The organism is Nonomuraea sp. MTCD27 (assembly GCF_041950495.1).
GTDB lineage: Bacteria > Actinomycetota > Actinomycetes > Streptosporangiales > Streptosporangiaceae > Nonomuraea.
The window spans coordinates 129,819-150,951 of record NZ_JBGNUW010000018.1 but is presented as its reverse complement, the minus strand read 5'-3'; the positions used below and the strand labels follow the sequence as shown (position 1 = coordinate 150,951).

Sequence of the window (21,133 nt, the reverse complement as noted above, 5' to 3'; positions counted from 1 at the left end):
GCGCCGGCCGCCCTGATCGTTCAGTCGCGCTCGACCAGCGCCCGCCACTGGCGGACGAGGCGCCACTCGACCGGGTCCGACCAGCTCGCCCGTACGGCGGAGCCGACGTGGAAGGCGCGGATGCCGTAGTCGAGCAGGGCCGGCACGTGGGCCGGCTTCAGGCCGCCGCCGGCCAGCACGATCGAGCCGTCGCCGGCGTCGGCCCGCGCCTTCAGCGTCGGCAGGCCCTTCCCCACCCCGGTGGGCGAGCCCGAGGTGAGCACGGTGGCCAGGTTGGGCAGCAGCCGCACGGCCCGCCAGGCCGCCTGGACGTCGGCGGCGTGGTCGACGGCCCGGTGGAAGGTCCACGGGAGGGGCGAGACGGCGTGGATGAGCGCCTCGGTGGCCGACAGGTCGACCGCTCCCGCGCCGTCCAGGAAGCCGAACACGAATCCCGCCGCACCGGCCTGCGCCAGCGCCTTGGCGTCGCGCCTGAGGCGGTCCAGCACGTCGGGGTCGGCGACGAAGTTGGCGTCGCAGCGGAGCATCACCATCTGGGGGAGGGGGCATTCCGCGGCGATCGCGGCAACCGTCTCCGGGGAGGGGGTCAGCCCGTCGGCCGCCATGTCGGCGACGACCTCCAGCCGGTCGGCGCCGCCCTGTTCGGCGGCCACGGCGTCGCGCACGTTGAGCGCGATCACCTCGAGCAGGGATCCGGTCATGGAGGAGAGGTTATATGGTGCTTTGCCGCTTTGGGCCAGAAAGTGCCGCCTGACCTCGGGCGAAGCACGTGGCGGCCCGCGATCCTTTTGCCGGTCGAGGCCCTGGCGTGCCAGCATCGGCCGATGCACGCGTCCCGATGTGAGTTGCTGCGCTGGCAGTTCGATTTCACCTGGTCCCTTTTCGACCACCACCTGGAGCGGCTGGAGCCGGAGGACTTCCTGTGGGAGCCCGCCGCGCGCTGCTGGACGGTGCGCCCGGACGCCGCGGGGGCCTGGATGCCGGACTGGGCGGACGTCGAGCCCGATCCCGTCCCCGTCCCCACGATCGCCTGGGTGAGCTGGCACATCGGCTGGTGGTGGAGCGTGACCATCGATCACGCGCGGGGGCGGGCGCCGCGAGAGCGGTCCGAGATCGCGTGGCCGGGCGACGGGAAGAGGGCCATCGCGTGGTTGCGCGGCCTCCGTGCGGACTGGCTGGCGGTGCTGGACGGTCTCACCGACCCGGACCTGGACGCCCCCGCCCCGTTCCCGTGGCCGGAGGGCTCCGAGCACACCGTCGCCCACATGGTCGCCTGGGTGAACGGGGAGCTGATGAAGAACGTCTCCGAGATCGGCCAGTTGCGCCTGCTGCGCACCGCGTCCTCGCAGTGATGTGCGGGAAGGCGGACGCGCCCGCGGGAACCGGCCCGCGGGCGCGTTCGAGATCGGCCGGTCAGTAGCGCGGGCTGATGTTGAGGTTGATCGAGGTCAGCAGGACGTGTGCCGTGGTGTGGCGGAGCAGGTTCCCCGGGGTCGCGGGCAGTTGCAGCGTGGCCTGCGCGTGCCTGGCCGCGGCGCCCACGGTCGCGGTCCCCAGCTGGGTGGCGGTCAGCGACTCGATCCGGGTCGAGGCGTTGACGCGCCGGTCACCCAGGTTCAGGTAGACCGCCAGCAGTTCGGCCCGCAGCAGGGAAGGGGGCGTCACCGGCAGCAGGAGCACCCTGCGCACCTCGGCCGCCGACAGCACCCCGTCGGGGGCGGAGCCGTCGGCGCCGTCGAAGCGGGTGTCGGTGGCCTGCACCCGGGCCAGCAGCTCGGCCGACCACTGGCCGCTGTGGACCACCCACAGCGCGGGTGGCCGGGGATCGCGGCTGGGCGGCTGCTCCGTGACCGTGGTGGTGGCCGTGGCGGTGGCGGCGGGGTAGGCGCAGCCGCCCGCTCCGCCGTACTCGGCCGCGGCCTGTACGGTGACGGCGGTCCCGCCGACGGTCAGCAGGCTGGTGCGCACCGTGAACCGCGCGGTGCCGGACGCGCCCGGCGCGACCGTACCCACCTCGTGCCGCAGCGTGCGCGGCGACACCTCGGCGGGCGCCTCCAGCGTCAGGACCACGCCCGTGGCCGGGGCGGAGCCGGTGTTGCGGTAGGCGACGGTGTACGTGAGCGCCTCGCCCGCGCCCGCGGAGCTGGTCCCCTCGACCTCCACGGCCAGGCCGGGCACGTGGGCGGTGGTGGTGGCCGTGGCGGTGTTGTCGCCCAGCATCCACTCGGGCTCGGCCCTGCCGGAGCCGTCGCGGCCGGTGACCGTCACCCGGTTGGTCAGCACCTGCCCGTCGGTGACGGTGCACGGCACGGTGGAGGTGACGCGCTGCTCCGAGCTCTGCCCGGCGGGCAGGTCGGGCAGGGCACGGGTGACGTCCGGGCCCGTGGGCGGGTTGTCGGTGATCGAGACGGCCGTCGCGGTGCCCGGCCCGGCGTTCCGCGCGGTGATCGTGTACGTGAGCTCGTCCCCGGGCACCGCGTCCCTCTTGTCCACGGTCTTGGTCACGCCGAGATCGGCCGCGGCCAGCCCCCTCAGGTCCACGGCGTCGATCTCGTCGAGGGCTGGCCCGTGCACGCCGTCGGAGAAGTAGGGGCTGTTGGTGAAGTTGTAGACCAGCCGGTCCCAGTCGGGGTTGCTGACCAGCATCTGCCCGGGCGAGGGCTGGGCGCACCCGCCGAAGTTGGTCAGGAGGTTGAGGTCGACCGCGACCGACGACTCCAGCTTGGGCGTGCCGTCGGGCAGGGTGTCCATCTTCCAGTTGAGGCGATCGTTGGCGGGGCCGTGGAACCAGAGGCCCGCGCCGTTGCCGCCCCAGATGATGCGCCGCGAGCCCGCGCCGGGCACGCCGGGCAGGCTGGTCTCGTCCAGCGCCGCCTCGTTGAGCGTCTGGACGTTGCCGAGCCGCTGGAAGTCCAGCGGGCGGGCGGGGTCGAGGTGCTGGCCGGCGGGCAGCGTCGCCACCGTGGCGAACTGCAGCGGGTAGTTCATGACGCTCAGGTAGTTGGGCTTGCAGTTGACGTGGTCCGCGGTCCCGTTGTCCCGGCGCCCGCCGTGCCCGAGCCCGAAGGTGTGTCCCAGCTCGTGCAGGAGCGTGGCCTGCTCGGCCTTGTCCCGGCCGCCGTACCTGTTCAGGTCCTCCGCCGCGGCGAGCCGGCCGAGCGAGACCACGAAGTCGTTGCCGCCGCGGTCGTCCATCTCGGCCCGGCCGGAGGTGGTGTTGGGCACCGTGGTGCCGTTCGGCCCCGGCACCGTCGCCGGGCCCAGGCCGTTGATGAAGATGCCGTAGCGGAAGTGGAGGCGCTTGAACAGCAGGATCTGGTCGCACAGCGGGCCGGCGCGGTCGGCGGGGGTGCCGAAGTGCCCGTCCTCGCCCCCGTTCGTACAGGTCCGATCGGGTCTGCCCAGTTTGAGATCGTCGAAGTCGTCGGCGGGCCCGGGGAACCGGTCGTCCTCGAACCACAGCGACTCGCCGAACGGCAGCTCCTCGTCGGCGATCAGGTGCAGCGCCAGCCCTTGTGCCCCGGTCGCCGGGTTGGTGACCTGCGCGTTGTTGAAGACGCCCTCGACCGCGGCCAGCACGCCGTCGCGGGGCTTGAGGCCGGCCATCCAGTCGATCTCGACGAACAGGTCACGCCGCCGCGGATCCGCCCACTGCTCCAGGTGCAGGTCGATGACGCCGTCGTCGTTGAAGTCCAGGCCGCGGTGCTCGGCGTAGTCGGTGAAGCTGTCACCGTCGCTGTCCTGGAAGCTGTACGGCTGGATGTTGTAGCAGACCTGCACGGGATGCCCGTCCCCGCCGCCCGTCGTGCACCCCGTCGGGTCGGTGAGGTCACCGGAGAGCGATCCGTCGACCAGGTCGAGCGTGAAGCGGGCCGCCGTGTCGCCGCTCCTGCGCGAGGCGTCGGCCACGTCGTCGCCGTTGGGGTCGGAGGGCGGATCGTCCTCCAGGATGCGGACGGCGAGCTCCACCGACGGCAGGGAGGTGGACACCGGGGCCGTCAGCGTCCAGCCCTCCGGGACGAACACCTGGGCCGTGTTCTCCACGATGGGAGTGGTCTTCGACGCCGAGCCGATGAACAGCTCCGCGAAGAAGTCGGGCTTGCCCATGCCCGTGCTCTCGATCCCGGTGGCGTCGCAGGCCGAGGCGCACTCGACCGACATGATGCGCAGGGTCACCTCCTGCGTGGCCGGGGCGCCGGCCCGCGCCTCGGCCGCCGGCGCTCCGCCGTACCCGCTCGGTAAGGCCGCCAGGCCCGCCGCCGCCAGCACGGCGGCGACCAGTGCCCTGCCCCATCGCGCCCAGTTGCCCATCTCCCGCTCCCCTGTGTCGGTGCTGTCCGGGCCTACAGGGTGCGGGGCGGGTGGGCGCGGCACATGAGTAGGGCGTACTCAGTTGCTCCGCGGCCCCGGTTCGTAGTGAGTGTGCAGGGACTCTCCGGCGTCAGCTTTCCGGAAGGCAGCACACCGCTCATCACGGCTTTTGGCAATCGTCAGCAAGCCGGTACGGGAGCGCGCGACATGGGACGGCCCGGCCGCCGGAACCGGGGCCGGGCCGTCGGAAGGGGGGTGATCAGGCGCTGATGAGCTCGGCGAGGGTCAGGTCACGGAAGACCGTGATCGGCACGTCCTCCGAGCGGCGCTGGAAGAGCGCCCCGGACGACCGGTGGGGCAGGTCCACCGTACGGACGTGGCGGAAGCCGCGAGTCCGGTAGTAGTCCTGCAGCCGGGGATTGTCCTTGGCGCAGTCCAGGCGCAGCCAGGGCAGACCCGCCGCGTAGGCCGACGCGCAGGCCCAGTCCAGGAGGGCGTCCCCGAGACCGCTGCCCGACCAGGGACGGGCGACGGCCAGCTTGTGGATGTAGAGCGCCGCCCCCGGGTCGTCGGCCGGAGTCCAGAACTCCGGGTCCGCGTGATCGTCGAGGGCTATGGTCGCCACCGGCGGGGCCGATTCGTCGGGGTCGAGATATCTGAGCTCGTCGTCCAGCAGGTACAGCACCCGCTCGTCGATGAGCGGCTCGATCCGCTCGGGACCGAAACCTCCGCGGGGCCATTGCCGCACTCCCTGCGCATAGAGCCACTCGGCGGTGTCGGCGAGCAGCGTGAGTACGCCGGGAAGGTCCGCTGGTTCCGCTCTACGGAGTGAGAGCGGATGAAGGAGGGTGTTTGTGTGCATAATACAACCCTTCGTTGCATGGGGTGTCCGCCATGCTGCATAGCGTGATGACGCAATGTCGCATAGGGGCGAATCGGGGCCTCAACCCGATATATATGGATAAATGGCGATTTAGGGGAGTATGCACGACTCCCCCAGGCCAGCGAGGCGGCTATTTCTCGCTGCGCCCGGCCGGCGGGATCACCCCTTCACCCCGAGCTCGTCAGCGGCGATCGAGCTCGTACCTGATCAGATGTTTGTCGGCTGGCAACACCGACACGGCGACACGGACTGGCATGTCGGCCCCGTCGTAACCCACTCGGACATAGACCATTACTGGCGTGCCGAGCTCGAGCTGGAGGCGCTCGGCCTCCTCCTGGTTGGGCATGCGGGCCCAGATGTCGTCCACGACGCGCACCTGGGCATGGCCCAACTCCTCCAGCACCCGGTTCGCCCCTCGCGCGATGTCACCGGGCCTGGCGATCTCGGAATCCGCGACCATGTCACGGGGAAAGTAGGAATCGTTGGTGTTGTACGGCTGGCCGTCCACGAAACGCAGACGGCGTCTCACCACCGCCAACTCCCCATCCGCCAACTCCAGCCTGCTGGCGATCTCCTCGACGGGAGACACCGTCAGCACCTCGATGTACTGGCTTGGCGCGCGGCCTTCCTGCGCCACGGCATAGGCGAAGGCTTCCCGCAGTTCCCCTCTGGGTTGCGGCTCGAGTTCCCGCTGCGGATAGATCAGCAGGGGTCTACGGTCTCTGACCACCGTTCCGCGCCGTGGCGTGCGCGTGACGAGTCCCTCGTTGACGAGTTCCCCAAGGGCCAGTCGTACGGTGTTTCTGCTCACCCCATGGTCTTCCATGAGCTGCGCCTCGGTCGGCAGCTGTGCCCCGGGGCCGAGGACACCCGAGTAGATGGCTCGTCGCAACTCCGAAGCCACCTGCTGATACAGCACCGACCTTGCCACTTTCACCCCTTTTGTTCCAACAATTTAGACGATCTGGTTCTAGCAGGCCACAACCCCTTGACCGAACCGCCTCGACCGGCCCATCATCCATTCGTTGGTACAAATCCATCTAAAGGCCGGTGAGGGGGTGAAGGCCAGTGTTGCCGGTCCGCACGGGTACGCCATACCTGCCCTGGCATGACCCATGTGAAGCAACACGTTTACTGCGTTACGTGTTGCACCACCAGGGGTCAACCCACACCTGTCAGAGCGATGGCAACGGCTTGTCCGTGCTATCGGTGTTGACTGAGCTGACCGTGCGGTGCGAAGACGGATCCTTTGTCTGGAACAAGGAGGGTGGCGCCCCCGTCACGCATCGCTTCGATGACCCGGTCGGTGCAGCTCGACGCATCACCACACGTTGCCGGCAGCAGGGACCTTCACGCTCCCCCATCGACTCCGTGTGTGAGCCAACGGTCTAGGACTCCATCCCTCGCCGGAGTCCTGGCGCCGTCACACACGGGGCAGGAAGCGCGTCCTGGCGGGTCCCCCACGCCCGCCAGGGCGCGCTTTCCTCCGAGGGACCGACCACGATCTACGCCTCCATCTCCCGATGGGGGCTTTGTTGTTTCTCCCGGCGGCGCACGGGCCGCCCGCCCCCGGATCCCGGGGCGGCTGACCCGGGTTCCGGAGCGCGACGGCCAGGGGCCGGGGCGGCAGGCAGGCAGGATCGTGTCGCGTGACCGTGTGGTCACGTTCGCCACCGAGTCCGTTTCGATCACGTCTGCCACCAAGTCCGAGCCGTCCACGCTGACGACGCCTACTGCCTCATCATCAACCCTCGGAGCCCAACGTGGGGGCAGCTTTCGGGATGGTGGGACTGGTGGGATTTTCCGGTACCAATCCAATTTCTGGAGCAAGGTCAACTTGCGGGAGGATTTTCGCCGTCCTGGAGGGAGCCGCTGGTTTCGGGCATCCAGTCGACAAGAGTCAACCCGTCTCTGACCTCGGTGTACGAGACGCGCACCCGTTCCCCGTAGACCGGATCCCGCTCCCCGCGCCAGTTGCCGTACACCAGACACCCCGGCACCGCCGCCAAACGGACCATTACCACTAGGTATGGATCGCGTGCCCCCGGGACGAACGGTTGGTGGCTGACGATCCAGCTCTCCACCGTCCCCTCGGGCGCCGCCTCGCGCCAACGCCACACCTCCGTACGGCACTCCGGGCAGAACGCCCGCGGCGGGAACCGCAGCCTGCCGCAGGTGCCGCACTCCTGCACCGCGAACTCCCGCCGGGCGACCCGCTCCCACCACGGCCGGGAGTCGCGGTCGGGCTCGGGACGGTACGCGGCCATCACGGCCTCCTCAGGATCAGGGCCGAAGTGGCGGGCAGGATGTAGCCGGGCTGGGCGGTCGACAGCGCCACCTCGGCCCCCGGCGCCTGGCGATCCCCCGCGTCGCCCCTGAGCTGGGACACCGCCTCGGCTATGTGGTTGATGCCGTGGACGTAACCCTCGGACAGGAAGCCCCCGTGCGTGTTGACCGGGAGCGCGCCGTCCAGGGAGGTGGCGCCCGAGGCCACGTACGGGCCGCCCTCCCCCTTGGCGCAGAAGCCGTAGTCCTCCAGCTGGACGATCACCGAGTACGTGAAGCAGTCGTAGAGCTCGGCCACGTCGATGTCGCCCGGCCCGAGCCCGGCCTGCGCGTACAGGCGCGGGGCCAGGGCGGCGGCCGCGGTCACCGTGGGATCGGTGGCCGGCCCCGACAGGTGGGAGCTGCCCCCGCCCCAGGCCGCGGCGGAGATGAGGACGGGCGGGCGGCGCAGCGAGCGGGCGCGCTCGGCCGTGGTGACGACGACGGCGCACGCCCCGTCGGTCTCCAGGCAGCAGTCCAGGAGGCGGAACGGCTCGGCGATCCACCGGCTGGCCAGGTAGTCGTCGAGCGTGATGGGGGCGCGCATGAGGGCGCGCGGGTTCTTGGCCGCGTTGGCGCGCTGGGTGACCGCCAGGTGGCCGAAGTGCTCCGCCTTGGTGCCGTACCGGAGCATGTGGGCGCGGGCGTACATGGCGTACTGCTGGGGCGGCGCCACGTACCCGTACGGGGCCTGGTACTGCACCTCGGGGCTGACCGGCACGCCCCGGCCCGTCCCGCCCATGCGGAACTCGGAGCGGGCGTTGATGGCCCGGTAGCAGACGACGGTCTCGGCCATCCCGGCCGCCACCGCCAGCGCGGCCTGGCCGACGACCGCATGGGAGACGCTGCCGCCGCCGAACTGGTCCAGGTGCCAGGCGAGGTCCGTCAGCCCCAGCGCCGGGCCGACCAGGGTGGGCGGGGCGGAGTCGCCCACCCGGTGCGTGGCCAGGCCGTCCACGTCGTCCGCCGTCAGGCCCGCGTCCTCAAGGGCGGCGAGCACGGCGCGGCAGGCCAGCGTCAGGGTGCTGACCCCGGAGTCCTTGGTGAAGGGGGTGTAGCCGACCCCGGCGATGGCGGTGCGGTCACGGAAATCAAGCAAGCGCTTGGGCACACTCGTCACGGTAGGCAGCCTCTTTCGCCCCTGTCAATGCAGGTCCGGAGGCTCGACTTGACAGCTTTTTCCGGTTGCGCCTACCGTCCAAGCAAGCGCTTGGTAAGATAGGCGCAGTCGGTGGACTAGGAGGCGGACCATGAGCACACACGCTGCCCGGCTCATAGCGCCGGACGGCTGTCGCGGCCTTCCGACGCCCCCACAGCGCAGGATTCGCAACGGAGCCGCCATGCCGACGGGCCCATCCCAGCACAGCCCGAACGGCCACCTCGACAGCCGCCGCTTCCGGCAGGTGCTCGGCAGGTTCGCCACCGGGGTGGTGGCGATCACGGCCGTGGACCCGGCGACCGGTCAGCCGTGCGGCCTGGCGGCCAACTCCTTCACCTCCGTCTCGCTCAACCCGCCCCTGGTCGCGTTCTGCGTGGCGCACACGAGCACGAGCTGGCCCCGGGTGCGCGGCGCCAAGGTCATCACCGTGAACGTGCTGGCCGAGAACCAGCAGGCCGTCTGCGCGCAGATGGCGAGCAAGGGCGGCGACAAGTTCGCCGGCCTGGAGTGGACCGGCTCACCCGGCGGCAACCCGGTGCTCGAAGGCGCGCTGGCCTGGCTCGACTGCGCGGTCGAGGCCGAGCACCTGGCCGGCGACCACATGATCGTGGTGGCCCGGGTGCTGCAGCTGGACACGCACGCGGACGGCGGGCCGCTGGTCTTCTTCCGCGGCGGCTACGGGGGATTCTTTGAGCCTTCGTGAGGAGGCGCGGACCTGGCTGGAGGCGAACCTCACCGGAGAGTTCGCCCACGCCAGGGGGCTCGGCGGTCCCGGTCGCGAGCACGAGGGTTACGAGCTGCGGCTGGCGTGGGAGCGCCACCTCGGCAAGAGCGGCTGGACGTGCCTGGCCTGGCCCGAGCGGTACGGCGGCCGCGCCGCCTCCCTGGAGGACCAGGTCGCCTTCCACGAGGAGTACGCCAGGGCCGACGCCCCCGCCCGGGTGGGCCACATCGGCGAGGGCCTGATCGGCCCGACCATCCTCGAATTCGGCACCGACGAGCAGAAGGACCGCTTCCTGCCCCCGATCCAGCGCGGGGAGGAGCTGTGGTGCCAGGGCTACTCCGAGCCCGAGGCCGGATCCGACCTGGCGAACGTCCAGACGCGGGCCCGGCTCGAAGACGGCGAGTGGGTGGTCACCGGCCAGAAGGTGTGGACCTCGCTGGCCCACGTGGCCGACTGGTGCTTCGTCCTGTGCCGTACGGAGGAGGGCTCCGTACGGCATCGCGGGCTGTCGTACCTGCTGGTCCCCATGGGCGGGCCCGGCGTCGAGGTCCGGCCGATCGTGCAGCTCACCGGGACCTCGGAGTTCAACGAGGTGTTCTTCGACGGGGCGCGGACGGCGGCGGGCAACATCCTCGGCGCGCCCGGCGACGGCTGGCGGGTCGCCATGGCCACGCTGGGCTACGAGCGCGGGGCGTCCACGCTGGGGCAGCAGATCGGGTTCAGGCGGGAGCTGGCCGCCGTCATCGAGACGGCGAAGCGGACGGGCGCGGCCGGCGACCCCGTGCTGCGCGACCGGATCGTGCGGGCCTGGCTGGAGCTGGAGATCATGCGGCTCAACGCCCTCAGGATGTTGCGCCCCGATCCGGGTCCCGAGGTGTCGATCGCGAAGCTGTACTGGTCGGAGTGGCACCGCAGGCTGGGCGAGCTGGCGCAGGCCGTACAGGGCCGGGCCGGGCTCGTGCACGAGCCCGGCGGGCTCAACGACCTGCAGCGGCTCTACCTGTTCAGCCGGGCCGACACGATCTATGCCGGTTCGAGCGAGATCCAGCGCAACATCATCGCGGAGCGCACCCTGGGACTCCCCCGCTGATTGGAGCAGCCCATGTCACCGCCCTACCCGAAGGCGCACGGCCTGCTCGACGGCAAGGTCACCCTGGTCACGGCGGCCGCCGGCGCGGGCATCGGCTACGCCACGGCCAAGCGCTGCGCCGAGGAGGGGGCGACCATCGTCGTCTCGGACCGGCACGAGCGCCGCCTGGCCGCCGCCGCCGACGCGCTGACCGAGCTCACGGGCGTCAAGCCGCTCGCCGTCCCGTGCGACGTGACGTCGGAGCCGCAGGTGCTGGCGCTGTTCGACGCGGTGGTGGAGGCGCACGGCCGGCTGGACGTGGTGGTCAACAACGCCGGCCTCGGCGGTACGGCCCCGCTCGCCGAGATGTCCGACGAGCAGTGGTTCGCGGTCATCGACGTCACCCTCAACGGCACCATGCGCTGCACCAGGGCCGCGCTCCAGCACATGATCGCCCAGGGCTCCGGCGTCATCGTCAACAACGCCTCCGTGATCGGCTGGCGGGCCCAGCGCGGGCAGGCGCACTACGCGGCGGCCAAGGCGGGCGTGATGGCGCTGACCAGGTGCGTCGCGCTGGAGGCGGCCGAGCACGGCGTACGCGTGAACGCGGTGGCGCCCTCGCTGGCCCTGCATCCGTTCCTGGCGAAGGTGACCAGCGAGGAGGTGCTGGCCGAGCTGGCGGCCAAGGAGGCGTTCGGGCGGTCCGCGGAGCCGTGGGAGGTGGCGAACGTGATCGTCTTCCTGGCCAGCGACTACTCCTCCTACATGACCGGCGAAGTGGTGTCGGTTTCCTCGCAGCACCCCTGACGATATCTTGCGAGACAAGATATCGTGGAAGGGTGAATATAACGGAGCCCATGTTCCTGGCGTTGACCGCGCTGGTGGACGAGCCGCGGCACGGTTACGGGATCGTCCAGGAGGTCGATCGGCTGTCCGAGGGGCGCGTGCAGCTCAAGATCGGCACGCTCTACGGCGTGCTCGACCGGCTCTCGGCCGCCGGGCTGGTGGTGCTCGACCGCGAGGAGGCGCAGCAGGGGCGGCTGCGGCGCTACTACCGGCTGACCGACGAGGGCGCCCGCGCGCTCCAGGAGGAGGCCACCCGGATGGCCGCCGCCGCCAGTGCCGCCACCGCACGCCTGCGCGCCAGAGCCGCCGGCGGCGCCGCCGCATCCCTCCTCGCGAGCATCGCCGCGTCCCTCCTTGCGAGGATCGCCGCGTCGCTTCGCCCCGGGGGTGCCGCGTGAGCCTGCTGGAGCTGCGTTACCGGTCCGTGCTGCGGCTGCTGCCCGCCTCCTACCGCGCCGGGCGCGAGGAGGAGATGGTGGACGCGTTCCTGGAGTCGGCGGGCGACCCGCCGGACGAGGCGAACGCGCGCCCCCGCTGGGGCGAGATCGCCAGCGTGCTGGCCCTGTCCGTGCGGGTGCGGCTCGGCGGCGCGGGCGCGCCCGCCCGTTTCGTGGCCTGGGGTGAGACCGTCCGGCTCGTCGCGCTGTTCGGGCTGGCCTACCAGAGCACGGGCTCCGTCTTCGTGGCGGCCGACCTGATCCGCGCGCTCGTGTTCGGCCCCGAGCTCGTCCTGATGGGCGCGCCCGGCTCGGCCGACCGGCTGCTGTCGATCGGCGTCGCCGCGGCGGCCGTCTGCTGGGCCGTCGCGTTCGTGGCGATCATGCGAGGGCACGTCCTCCTGGCGAAGGTCACGGCCCTGCTCGGCGCCGCGCCGACGGTGGCCTACTTCGTGATCCCGGCGTTCCTGGCCGGGCCCCGGCCGCCGGCGGAGGCGGCCAACCTGGTGTTCGTGGCGGTGCCGGTGATCGCGTTGCTGCTGGGCTTCCACAGCGACGTCACGCCGTGGCGGCGGCCGTGGCCGCTCGCCCTCACGCCGCCGGCCGCCGGCCTGGCGCTGCTGGGCACCGCGTGGCTGGTGGTCCGGCTGCGGCCGCAGGACGCCGAGTGGCTCTACCTGTGGCTGGACCTGGGCACGACGGTGCCGGTGTGGGCGGTGGCCTCGGTGGTCGTGCTGGCCCGGCGGCGCTCCCCGTCCTGGGCGCTCGCGCTGGCGGTCGCGGGGCTGCTGGTGCTGGCGGCCCGGCTGCCGATGCTCGTCAACCTCCCCGAGGGTCCCCAGTGGACGACGGCCGGCGCGCAGTGCGTGCTGCTCGGCGCCCTGTCCCTGGTGCTCGTCGGCGCGGGGTTGCGCGGCCTGCCGCGGGCTCGCGCGGCCTGACCGGACCCCGTCAGGGAAAGATCGGGGTATGCGGTCGGAGGATCCGGATCTAGTGTCCGGAGCATGGGCACACGCTCCTCCTTCCTGCTCGATGTCCTCATGACGGAGTTCGGCGAATCGATCAAGCGAGACCCCGCCGCTTTCAGGCGGAAGTTCCGGAAGATGGCGGCCTCGCCGTTCGCCTTCTACCGGGGCAGCGCCTGCCTGTTCTACGCGGACATGACCGCCGGCTTCGCCGACCAGTCCTACCTCGACGGGCCGACCAGCAGGGTGTGGATCCACGGCGACCTGCACGCGGAGAACTTCGGCACGTACATGAACGCCTCCGGCGTCCTGGTCTTCAACGTCAACGACTTCGACGAGGCGTACGTGGGGCCGTACGTCTGGGATCTCAAGCGGTTCGCCGGCAGCGTGGCCCTGCTCGGATACGCCAAGGCGCTGTCCGATGACTCCATCAGCATGCTCGTGACCGACTTCGCCGGCGCGTACCTGGTCGAGCTGGCCGCCATCGCCGCGGGCGGGGACGACGCCATCGGCGCGCTCACCCTCGACACCACCAGCGGCGTGCTGCACCGGGTGCTCCAGCGCGCCCGACTCAGCACCCGCGTGGCGCTGCTGGACGTGGAGACCGTGGTCGACGACTACGACCGGCGCTTCGCGCTCATGGAGGGGCGCGAGCCCGTGGACGCGGCGACCAGGCGGGCCGTGCTGGCGGCGTTCGAGGGTTACCTGGCCACGCTGCCCGTGACGGTCAACCCCGTCGAGCACGTGATCAAGGACGTGGCGCTGCGCAAGGGCGTGGGCATCGGGTCGGCCGGGCTGCCCTCCTACAACCTGCTGCTCGAAGGGCGCTCGCAGGCCCTGGAGAACGACGTCATCCTGTACATGAAGCAGGCCGCGGTGCCGGCGGTGGCCCGGCACATCACCGACGAGAAGGTGGCCTCCTACTTCCTGCACCAGGGGCACCGCACGGCCGAGTCGCAGCGGGCGCTGCAGGCCTACGCCGATCCCTGGCTGGGCTACACCGCGCTCGACGGGGTGGGGCAGCTGGTGGCCGAGGTGTCGCCGTACTCGGCCGACCTGGACTGGGACGACGTCAACGAGCCGGACGAGCTGCGCTCGATCGTGCAGGACCTGGGGCGGGCGGTGGCGCGCATGCACTCGGTCGCCGACGACGAGTCCAGCCACGACCTCGTGGACTTCTCGACGGAGGAGGCGATCGTGGCGGTGATCGGCAACGACAGGTCCGGATTTATCGGGATGCTGGTGGATTTTGCCCACCGTTATGGGGCACAGGCCCGGGAAGACCATCGAAGGTTCGTCGATCTGTTCCGCAACGGCCGTCTCCCGGGCGTGTGATCTCCCTGCGACCGCCGCGCGGGCGGTAGGCAGGAGGCACGTTGTGCGACATCTGATCGGGCTGCTGCTGGGAACGGAGGAGGACTGGCCGTCGGCGTACGAGACCCTGCTGCGCCGGCTGGGGCCGATCGAGGGGGTGGGCTCGTTCGACGTCGAGCGGCTCACGATCGAGCCGTTCGACCTGCGGGCCAAGCCGCGTCACGAGCTGGTGATCGACCGGCTGGCGTACTGGTACTACCACCCGCGCGAGTGGCTCAAGAAGATCTCCATGATGGACGACGTCTACCTGCTCAATAGCCCGTTCACGTTCCAGTCGATGGAGAAGCACACCGCGTACTGCGCGATGATGCGGCTCGGGCTCAAGGTGCCGGAGACGGTGCTGGTGCCGTACAAGAACCCGCTCGACAACGCCCGGTACGCCTACACCGCCGCCCGCTACAACGAGCCCTTCGACCTGGACGAGGTCGCCGAGGGCATCGGCTACCCGCTGTTCATGAAGCCGTACGACGGCGGGGCCTGGCGGGGCGTGTCCCTGGTGCGCGACCGGGAGGAGTTGCACCGGGCCTACGACGAGAGCGGCGAGATGCTCATGCACCTCCAGCAGGCCGTCCAGGGCTACGACGCGTTCGCCAGGTCGTTGTCCATCGGGGCGGAGACGATGGTGATGCGGTTCCGGCCCGAGGAGCCGATGCACGCCCGCTACGTCGTGGACCACGAGTTCCTGTCGCCGTCCGTCGGGGACGAGGTCGTCACGATCGGGCGGCTGGTGAACGCGTTCTTCCGGTGGGAGTTCAACTCCTGCGAGACGCTGGTCAAGGGCACGGACGTGCATCCCATCGACTACGCCAACGCCTGCCCGGACGTGGCGCTGACCAGCCTGCACTACTACTTCCCCTGGGCGATCAAGACGCTGGTGAAGTGGAGCGTGTTCTGCGTGGCCACCCGGCGGCGGCCCCGGATCGACCTGGAGACGCACGACTACTTCTCCGTCGAGGGGAGCTACGAGGAGCGGCTGGCGCGATACCGGCGGCTGGCGGACGACTACTTCGAGACCGAGCGCTACCACGACTTCTGCGCGCGGCACCTGGGGCGCCTCGACGAGCTGACGCTGGAGTGGGTGGCCGGGCCGGAGTTCGACCGGCTGCTGGTGGAGACGGTGCTCGCGACGTACCAACCGCATGAGCGGGAGATGTTCGTCGAGCACTTCAGGGGGCTGCTGCGGCTCTGGGTCAAGGACGAGGGCTTCTAGGAGTTCTGGCAACCGACCGTTCGGTATGGCATGCTCCCAGAACATGACTCTGTTCTCAGTGGAAGGCAAGACCGTCGTCGTGACCGGCGGTTCGCGGGGCATCGGGCGCATGATCGCCGCCGGGTTCATGGAGGCCGGAGCGACCGTCTACATCTCCGCCCGCAAGGCGGCCGAGGTCGAGAAGACCGCCGCCGAGCTGGGCTGCTTCGCCGTGCCGGCCGACCTGTCCACGCCCGAGGGGCTGGAGCGGCTGGTGTCGGCGGTGGACGGGCCGCTGCACGTGCTGGTGAACAACGCGGGGGCGACCTGGGGCGCGCCCCTGGAGGAGTATCCGGAGTCGGCCTTCGACAAGCTCTGGAACATCAACGTCAAAGGTGTCTTCTACCTGACCCAGAGGTTCCTGCCCCGGCTCAGGGAGGCGGCGAGCGCGGACGACCCGGCCCGGGTGATCAACGTGGGCTCGATCGACGGCATCAAGGTGCCCGCGCTGGAGAGCTACGCCTACTCCTCGACGAAGTCCGCCGTGCACATGCTGACCCGGCACCTGGCCAAGCAGCTGGCGAAGGAGCACATCACGGTCAACGCCATCGCCCCCGGGCCCTTCGACTCGAAGATGATGGCGTTCGCGCTCGACGACCCCGCCACCCGCGAGGCCATCGCCTCGAACGTCCCGCTGGGCCGCATCGGACGGCCCGAGGACATGGCGGGCGCGGCGATCTTCCTGTCGTCGCGGGCGGGGGCGTACCTCACCGGCACGGTCATCCCGGTGGACGGCGGGATCTCCTGTTGATCAGAGCAGCTCGGTCAGCGCCTTGGCGAAACTCGCCGCCGCGGACGGCTCGTGGCCCAGGAAGAGGTAGGGCTCGGTCAGCTCCAGCTCGATGACGGCGGGTGTGCCGTCGGAAAGCCGGACCAGGTCGACCCTGGCATAGAGAAGGACATGGGGTACGGCGGTGAGCACCTTCTCGGCGAGTTCGACCTGGTCCGGGGCTGGTGTGCGGAGCTGGGCCCGCGCGTTGTCGTCGATCGTCATCCCGGGGACGAGCATGGGGTTGCGGCGGACGGCGTGGCTGAGACGGCCGTTGAAGTACAGCAGCGAGGTCTCGCCCTCCGACTCGACCATGTCGAGGTACGGCTGCACCATCGGCGTGTGCCCCTTGGCCTCCAGCGCCGCGGCCAGCCTCGCCGCCTCGGCGCGGTCGGCGGTCCTGGTAGTGTCGCGGGCCCCGCCGGAGACGGTGGGCTTGACGACGTATTCGGGCCAGTCCGGCAGGTCCTGCGACGACCAGTGCGTGGGGACGGTCGGCACGCCGAGGTCCCGCAGGTAGGTCTTGTCGGTGTTGGACTCCAGCACGGCGTACGGGTTCAGCAGCCTCGTGACCGACTCCACGCCCCGTGCCCACGCGAGGAACTCCTCCCGCCTGAGGATGTAGTCCCAGACGGAGCGGACCACCACGGCGTCGTACGATCTCCAGTCGACCGCCGGGTCGTCCCAGCGCTCGACGCGCCCCTCGATGCCGGCCTCCCGCCAGGCGGCCAGCACCAGGTCACGCTCGTCGTCGCCATGAGGTTCCGCAAAAGTGGCATAAGCACAGATAGTCACCCACGGATGCTATTACGCCGCGAGCCGGGCCATATCGGACCCGGCTCGCGCACGATCCGGGGCGCGCCGCGTTCTGGCGCCGCGCGGCGCGGCCCGCCCGATCAGTCGTGCACGTCGTCGACGACCACGTCACTGCCGTTGCTGGCGGTCACCGTGTTGCCGTTGACGTTGTTGACCCCGGTCGCGCCATGGCCGCTCACGTTGGCGTTGACGACGTTGCCGAAGTTGTTGCCCGACTGCGAGGAGTCGTTGTTCGAGCTGGAGTTGCCCGCGTTGGTGTCGGCGTACGCGGGGGCCGACACCAGGGTCACACCGGCTGCGGCGGCGACGATGGCGCCGGTCACACAGAGCTTCTTGATCATGTCGAGGTCCTTTCGGAGTGCTGTTCTTCCGGACGTCAGCCGGTCAGTGGAAGATGTACGTCACCGTGATCCCGCCGTTGGTGGCGGTCGACGCGATGCCGTTGACGTTGTTGACGTTGGTGGAGTGTCCGTCGCCGCGGTTGCCGGCGAGGACGTCACCGAAGTTGTTTCCTGACTGGGACGAATCGCTGTTGCTGCTCCGGTTGGCGGACCAGTCGTCACCAGTCCACGGGCCGGCCCAGTCGTCGTCAGCGTGAGCGGGGACTGCAAGTAGTGCGCCGCCGGCGATCGCTGCCAGTACGACCGCGGCTGCGCACACCCTTCTGATCACGTCTGCTCCTTCGCCAGTGGGAAGCCCTTCAGGACGGCGGCTCGCCAGGGCCCTCGAGCGCACCACCACCCCTTTTTGACCTTCGCTGACCTCAGGGGATCAAGGTCAGCCCCACCATATAACTCTCCGTTGCTTTACGGTAGCTCTCAGTGATCAGAATATTGTTCGGAGCGGACGCTGACATGAGGTGTCAGTGACCCGGGCCTAACGTCCCTGGCATGATCTACGAGTTGCGGCGCTACACGATGCGCCCGGGACGGCGGGACACCCTGATCTCGCTGTTCGAGCGGGAGTTCATCGAGGCGCAGGAGGCCACGGGCATGCGCGTCACCGGCTCCTTCCGGGAGGCCGGCGAGCCCGACACGTTCCCCTGGCTGCGGGCCTTTCCCGACATGCCCTCCCGGCGGGCGTCACTGGAGGCCTTCTACGGCGGGCCGGTGTGGCTCACTCACCGTGACGAGGCCAACGCCACGATGATCGACTCCGACGACGTGCTGCTGCTGCACCCCGTGGGGCCGGAGCCGCCCTCCTGGGAGCGGCCGCCGGTGGGCGCCGGGGAGCCGCCGCCGTCCCTGTACGTCGCCACGATCTACCACGTCGAGGACGGCTTCGCCGGCTTCTTCGCGCGGGAGGTCGCGCCGGCGCTGGCCGAGGCCGGGGTGCCGCCGGTCGCCTGCCTGGAGACCGAGCACGCGGAGAACACCTATCCGCGGTTGCCCGTACGGACCGGGGAGAACGTGTTCGTGTGGTTCGCCCGGTTCGACACGCCGGAGGAGGAGCGGGAGGTGGAGCTGCCGATGCTGAAGTCCCGCCTCACCGCCGCCCCGGTCCGGCTCCGCCTGCGCCCCACCGCCCGCTCCGCCATGCGCTGAGGGACCCGATCGCCGACGCCCTCCGGCCGCCACCCTCCGACCACTGCCATCTGGCCGCCGCACTCCGACCGCCGCACCCCGACCCGCAACCCTCTGACCGCCGCTCTCCGGACGCGACCGTCCGGTCGCTGCCGTCACCCGGGGGGCGCGCCGTAGACCGGCTCCGGGGGTGGGGCGGTGGCCAGGAGGGTGGTGACGGCCTCGCCGACGGCCGCCGGGTCCCAGCGGGCGCCGCGGTCCACGCGCGGGCCGTGGTGCCAGCCGGTGGCCACGGAGATCGCGCCGCCCTCCACCTCGAACACCCGCCCCGTCACGTGGGCCGACTCCTCGGACCCGAGCCAGACGACGAGGGGGGCCACGTTCGCGGGGTCCATGGGGTCGAAGCCGGACTCCGGCCTGGCCATGACCGTGGTGAACACCTCCTCCGTCATGCGGGTGCGGGCGGCGGGGGCGATGGCGTTCACCGTGACGCCGTACCTGGCCAGTTCGGCGGCGGCCACCTGGGTCAGCGCGGCGATGCCCGCCTTGGCCGCCGCGTAGTTCCCCTGGCCGACGCTGCCCATCAGGCCCGCGCCGGACGAGGTGTTGATCACCCGTCCGCTGACCCGGTCGCCGGCCTTGGCCCGCTCCCGCCAGTACGCCGCCGCGTGCCGCAGCGGGAGGAAGTGGCCTTTGAGGTGGACGCGTACGACGTCGTCCCACTCCTGCTCGGTCATCGAGACCAGCATCCGGTCCCGTACGAAGCCCGCGTTGTTGACCAGCACGTCCAGCCGGCCGAACGCGCTCACGGCGGTCTTGACCAGCCGCGCGGCCCCGTCCCAGTCGGCCACGTCGTCGCTGCTGGCCACCGCCTGCCCGCCGAGCCGGTCGATCTCCTCGGCCACGGCCAGCGCGGGCCCGGCCGAGAGGCCCTCGCCGCCGGGGCCGGTGCCGAGGTCGTTCACCACCACGCGGGCGCCCTGCCGGGCGAACTCCAGGGCGTGCTCCCTGCCGATGCCGCGACCGGCACCCGTCACGACCACCACGCGGCCGGCACAGATTCCCACACAGACCTCCCGGAAGGATCAAGCAGAGATATCAGGAAATGTCGCCGGAAACTAGGTGTCGCCAGGCGGGGATCTCGCCGCCGCCGTCCACCCGTACCTCCGCGCCGGTCACGTAGCCGGGCGCGGCCAGCCACAGGCACGCCTGCGCCACGTCGGCGGGCGTGGCCATCCGGCCGGCCGGAATGGCCCTGCCGTCCAGATCCGCCCGGCCGCCGTAGTGGTCGGCGGCGTCCCGCGTGGCGGCCGGGCTCGCGCCGGAGGCGTCCTGGGTGGCGGCCAGGCCCACCACAACCGTGTTGACCCGTACCAGGGGCGCCCACTCGGCGGCCAGGCAGCGGGCCAGGTGGTGCAGGCCGGCCTTGGCGGCGCCGTAGGCGGCGGTGCCGGGCGAGGGACGGGCGCCGCTCGCGCTGCCGATCATCACGACCGCCCCGCCGACGGCGGCGAGCAGCGGGTACGCACGCTGCGAGACCAGCAGCGGCGCCGTCAGGTTGAGCTCGATGACGCGGGCGTGCAGCCGCGGCGAGGTGCCCTCCAGGGGCGCGGGCGGCGAACCGCCGGCGTTGTTGACCACCACGTCGAGCCGGTCGAACCCGGAGATCAGCCGGTCGACGTCCTCGGGAACCCGCACGTCGGCCTGCACGAACCGGTCCGGGACGGACTCGGGCCGGGTACGGGCGCAGACGGTGACCTCGGCGCCCGCCGCGCGGAAGGCGGCGGCGATCCCGGCGCCGATTCCCCTGGTGCCGCCGGTCACCAGGACGGCCTTGCCCGCGTAGTCGAAAGTCACGGTCACGGGTGCTACCGTACCAAGCAAGCGTTAGGTGGAGCGAGGAGGGTAATGGGGATCTCGCTGCTGGACGGGCCCGTCGCCGAGGTCGTCGTGGACGTGCCGCCGGTGAACGCGTTGGCCGTGCGGGACTGGGAGGAGCTGGCGCGGGCCGTGCGCGCGGCCGGGGACGACCCCGGGACCAGGGTGGTCGTGCTGCGGGCCGAGGGGCGCGGGTTCAACGCCGGCGTGGACATCAAGGAGATGCGCGACACCGAGGGTTTCACGGCACTGGTCGGGGCCAACCGGGCGTGTTACGCGGCGTTCGCGGCCGTGTACGAGTGCGCGGTGCCCGTCGTCGCGGCCGTGCACGGGCACTGCCTGGGCGGCGGGGTCGGCCTGGCCGGGAACGCGGACGTGGTGGTGGCCAGCGAGGAGGCGTACTTCGGGCTGCCCGAGGTGGACCGGGGCGCGCTGGGCGCGGCCACGCACCTGGCCCGGCTGGTGCCCCAGCATCTGCTGCGGGCCATGGTCTACACGTGCCGGAACGTCACGGCGGCGGAGCTGCACGCGTTCGGGTCGGTGCTGGAGGTGGTGCCGCGCGACAAGCTGCGGGACGCGGCGCTGGAGGTGGCCGGGCAGATCGCGGCGAAAGACCCGTACGTGATCCGGCGCGCCAAGGAGGCGCTCAACGGCATCGACCCGGTGGACGTCAACCGCAGCTACCGCTTCGAGCAGGGCTTCACCTTCGAGCTGAACCTCCTGGGCATCGGCGACCGGCACCGGGAGCGGTTCACGTGACGGCTCCGGCGAGCGTTCCGGCGGGCGGCCCTGCGGGCGTTCCGGC

At 71.1% G+C, this 21,133-nt stretch carries 22 protein-coding genes; 11 read left to right on the top strand and 11 right to left on the bottom strand.

Going from position 1 to position 21,133, the window contains the following annotated elements:
• Positions 1 to 20 precede the first annotated feature (20 nt).
• A complete protein-coding gene (locus ACBJ59_RS42645) occupies positions 21 to 701 on the bottom strand; it encodes a copper homeostasis protein CutC (protein WP_375115799.1) in 681 nt (226 codons plus the stop codon).
• 123 nt (positions 702 to 824) lie between these two features.
• Here ACBJ59_RS42645 and ACBJ59_RS42640 point away from each other — a divergent pair, with 123 nt between their 5' ends.
• Positions 825 to 1,352 carry a DinB family protein gene (locus ACBJ59_RS42640; RefSeq protein WP_375115798.1) on the top strand — a complete coding sequence of 176 codons (528 nt, stop codon included), beginning with the start codon at positions 825 to 827 and terminating at the stop codon, positions 1,350 to 1,352.
• 61 nt (positions 1,353 to 1,413) lie between these two features.
• On the opposite strand, the gene ACBJ59_RS42635 is transcribed toward ACBJ59_RS42640, so the two are convergent.
• From ACBJ59_RS42635 to ACBJ59_RS42615, 5 genes are all read right to left on the bottom strand, one after another.
• Complete coding sequence (locus ACBJ59_RS42635; RefSeq protein WP_375115797.1) at positions 1,414 to 4,311, bottom strand: hypothetical protein; 2,898 nt, start codon at positions 4,309 to 4,311, stop codon at positions 1,414 to 1,416.
• Positions 4,312 to 4,570: 259 nt separating this feature from the next.
• On the bottom strand, positions 4,571 to 5,059 hold the full coding sequence (locus tag ACBJ59_RS42630) for a GNAT family N-acetyltransferase (RefSeq protein ID WP_375115796.1): 489 nt from the start codon (positions 5,057 to 5,059) through the stop codon (positions 4,571 to 4,573).
• Positions 5,060 to 5,375: 316 nt separating this feature from the next.
• Complete coding sequence (locus tag ACBJ59_RS42625; protein ID WP_375115795.1) at positions 5,376 to 6,113, bottom strand: GntR family transcriptional regulator; 738 nt, start codon at positions 6,111 to 6,113, stop codon at positions 5,376 to 5,378.
• Between the two features lie 913 nt (positions 6,114 to 7,026).
• Entirely contained in the window at positions 7,027 to 7,461 is a 435-nt protein-coding gene (locus ACBJ59_RS42620) for a Zn-ribbon domain-containing OB-fold protein (RefSeq protein ID WP_375115794.1), read from the bottom strand.
• Positions 7,461 to 8,630, bottom strand: a complete 1,170-nt coding sequence (locus ACBJ59_RS42615; RefSeq protein WP_375115793.1) for an acetyl-CoA acetyltransferase — start codon at positions 8,628 to 8,630, stop codon at positions 7,461 to 7,463. The genes ACBJ59_RS42620 and ACBJ59_RS42615 overlap by 1 nt, the downstream gene beginning before the upstream one ends.
• 229 nt (positions 8,631 to 8,859) lie before the next feature.
• Between ACBJ59_RS42615 and ACBJ59_RS42610 the strand changes: the two genes are divergently transcribed.
• The 8 genes from ACBJ59_RS42610 to ACBJ59_RS42575 all read left to right on the top strand — a co-directional run bounded on the left by ACBJ59_RS42610 (position 8,860) and on the right by ACBJ59_RS42575 (position 16,093).
• The gene (locus ACBJ59_RS42610; protein WP_375115792.1) at positions 8,860 to 9,381 is read left to right on the top strand and encodes a flavin reductase family protein; all 522 of its coding nucleotides are present in this window, start codon (positions 8,860 to 8,862) and stop codon (positions 9,379 to 9,381) included.
• Complete coding sequence (locus ACBJ59_RS42605) at positions 9,368 to 10,492, top strand: acyl-CoA dehydrogenase family protein (protein ID WP_375115791.1); 1,125 nt, start codon at positions 9,368 to 9,370, stop codon at positions 10,490 to 10,492. The genes ACBJ59_RS42610 and ACBJ59_RS42605 overlap by 14 nt, the downstream gene beginning before the upstream one ends.
• 12 nt (positions 10,493 to 10,504) lie before the next feature.
• Complete coding sequence (locus ACBJ59_RS42600) at positions 10,505 to 11,278, top strand: SDR family oxidoreductase (protein WP_375115790.1); 774 nt, start codon at positions 10,505 to 10,507, stop codon at positions 11,276 to 11,278.
• A 50-nt stretch (positions 11,279 to 11,328) separates the two neighbouring features.
• Positions 11,329 to 11,715: a PadR family transcriptional regulator gene (locus tag ACBJ59_RS42595; protein ID WP_375115789.1), complete on the top strand. Its 387-nt coding sequence runs from the start codon at positions 11,329 to 11,331 to the stop codon at positions 11,713 to 11,715.
• The gene (locus ACBJ59_RS42590) at positions 11,712 to 12,695 is read left to right on the top strand and encodes a L,D-transpeptidase (protein WP_375115788.1); all 984 of its coding nucleotides are present in this window, start codon (positions 11,712 to 11,714) and stop codon (positions 12,693 to 12,695) included. Before ACBJ59_RS42595 ends, ACBJ59_RS42590 begins: the two co-directional genes overlap by 4 nt.
• A 63-nt stretch (positions 12,696 to 12,758) precedes the next feature.
• A complete protein-coding gene (locus ACBJ59_RS42585; protein WP_375115787.1) occupies positions 12,759 to 14,054 on the top strand; it encodes a DUF2252 domain-containing protein in 1,296 nt (431 codons plus the stop codon).
• A 43-nt stretch (positions 14,055 to 14,097) separates the two neighbouring features.
• Positions 14,098 to 15,303, top strand: a complete 1,206-nt coding sequence (locus ACBJ59_RS42580) for a hypothetical protein (protein ID WP_375115786.1) — start codon at positions 14,098 to 14,100, stop codon at positions 15,301 to 15,303.
• A 43-nt stretch (positions 15,304 to 15,346) separates the two neighbouring features.
• A complete protein-coding gene (locus tag ACBJ59_RS42575; RefSeq protein ID WP_375115785.1) occupies positions 15,347 to 16,093 on the top strand; it encodes an SDR family oxidoreductase in 747 nt (248 codons plus the stop codon).
• On the opposite strand, the gene ACBJ59_RS42570 is transcribed toward ACBJ59_RS42575, so the two are convergent.
• The 3 genes from ACBJ59_RS42570 to ACBJ59_RS42560 all read right to left on the bottom strand — a co-directional run bounded on the left by ACBJ59_RS42570 (position 16,094) and on the right by ACBJ59_RS42560 (position 17,599).
• Positions 16,094 to 16,906 (bottom strand): RimK family alpha-L-glutamate ligase, encoded by an 813-nt coding sequence (locus ACBJ59_RS42570; protein ID WP_375115784.1) that lies wholly within the window; start codon positions 16,904 to 16,906, stop codon positions 16,094 to 16,096.
• 101 nt (positions 16,907 to 17,007) lie between these two features.
• Positions 17,008 to 17,268 carry a hypothetical protein gene (locus ACBJ59_RS42565; protein ID WP_375115783.1) on the bottom strand — a complete coding sequence of 87 codons (261 nt, stop codon included), beginning with the start codon at positions 17,266 to 17,268 and terminating at the stop codon, positions 17,008 to 17,010.
• 43 nt (positions 17,269 to 17,311) lie between these two features.
• The gene (locus tag ACBJ59_RS42560) at positions 17,312 to 17,599 is read right to left on the bottom strand and encodes a hypothetical protein (RefSeq protein WP_375115782.1); all 288 of its coding nucleotides are present in this window, start codon (positions 17,597 to 17,599) and stop codon (positions 17,312 to 17,314) included.
• A gap of 218 nt (positions 17,600 to 17,817) precedes the next feature.
• On the opposite strand from ACBJ59_RS42560, the gene ACBJ59_RS42555 reads away from it, so the two are divergent.
• A complete protein-coding gene (locus tag ACBJ59_RS42555) occupies positions 17,818 to 18,471 on the top strand; it encodes an NIPSNAP family protein (protein ID WP_375115781.1) in 654 nt (217 codons plus the stop codon).
• 134 nt (positions 18,472 to 18,605) lie between these two features.
• On the opposite strand, the gene ACBJ59_RS42550 is transcribed toward ACBJ59_RS42555, so the two are convergent.
• Complete coding sequence (locus tag ACBJ59_RS42550; RefSeq protein WP_375115780.1) at positions 18,606 to 19,517, bottom strand: SDR family oxidoreductase; 912 nt, start codon at positions 19,515 to 19,517, stop codon at positions 18,606 to 18,608.
• 31 nt (positions 19,518 to 19,548) lie between these two features.
• Positions 19,549 to 20,313 carry an SDR family oxidoreductase gene (locus ACBJ59_RS42545; RefSeq protein WP_375115779.1) on the bottom strand — a complete coding sequence of 255 codons (765 nt, stop codon included), beginning with the start codon at positions 20,311 to 20,313 and terminating at the stop codon, positions 19,549 to 19,551.
• Positions 20,314 to 20,358: 45 nt separating this feature from the next.
• Here ACBJ59_RS42545 and ACBJ59_RS42540 point away from each other — a divergent pair, with 45 nt between their 5' ends.
• Positions 20,359 to 21,087, top strand: coding sequence for an enoyl-CoA hydratase family protein (locus tag ACBJ59_RS42540; RefSeq protein ID WP_375115778.1), 729 nt, complete (start codon positions 20,359 to 20,361; stop codon positions 21,085 to 21,087).
• The last annotated feature ends 46 nt before the right edge of the window (positions 21,088 to 21,133 follow it).

Coding starts and splice junctions, on each gene's coding strand:
- ACBJ59_RS42645 (WP_375115799.1), bottom strand. CDS start 701: ATGACCGGATCCCTGCTCGAGGTGATCGCGCTCAACGTGCGCGACGCC.
- ACBJ59_RS42610 (WP_375115792.1), top strand. CDS start 8,860: ATGCCGACGGGCCCATCCCAGCACAGCCCGAACGGCCACCTCGACAGC.
- ACBJ59_RS42635 (WP_375115797.1), bottom strand. CDS start 4,311: ATGGGCAACTGGGCGCGATGGGGCAGGGCACTGGTCGCCGCCGTGCTG.
- ACBJ59_RS42620 (WP_375115794.1), bottom strand. CDS start 7,461: ATGGCCGCGTACCGTCCCGAGCCCGACCGCGACTCCCGGCCGTGGTGG.
- ACBJ59_RS42565 (WP_375115783.1), bottom strand. CDS start 17,268: ATGATCAAGAAGCTCTGTGTGACCGGCGCCATCGTCGCCGCCGCAGCC.
- ACBJ59_RS42540 (WP_375115778.1), top strand. CDS start 20,359: ATGGGGATCTCGCTGCTGGACGGGCCCGTCGCCGAGGTCGTCGTGGAC.
- ACBJ59_RS42595 (WP_375115789.1), top strand. CDS start 11,329: ATGTTCCTGGCGTTGACCGCGCTGGTGGACGAGCCGCGGCACGGTTAC.
- ACBJ59_RS42600 (WP_375115790.1), top strand. CDS start 10,505: ATGTCACCGCCCTACCCGAAGGCGCACGGCCTGCTCGACGGCAAGGTC.
- ACBJ59_RS42555 (WP_375115781.1), top strand. CDS start 17,818: ATGATCTACGAGTTGCGGCGCTACACGATGCGCCCGGGACGGCGGGAC.
- ACBJ59_RS42585 (WP_375115787.1), top strand. CDS start 12,759: ATGGGCACACGCTCCTCCTTCCTGCTCGATGTCCTCATGACGGAGTTC.
- ACBJ59_RS42575 (WP_375115785.1), top strand. CDS start 15,347: ATGACTCTGTTCTCAGTGGAAGGCAAGACCGTCGTCGTGACCGGCGGT.
- ACBJ59_RS42640 (WP_375115798.1), top strand. CDS start 825: ATGCACGCGTCCCGATGTGAGTTGCTGCGCTGGCAGTTCGATTTCACC.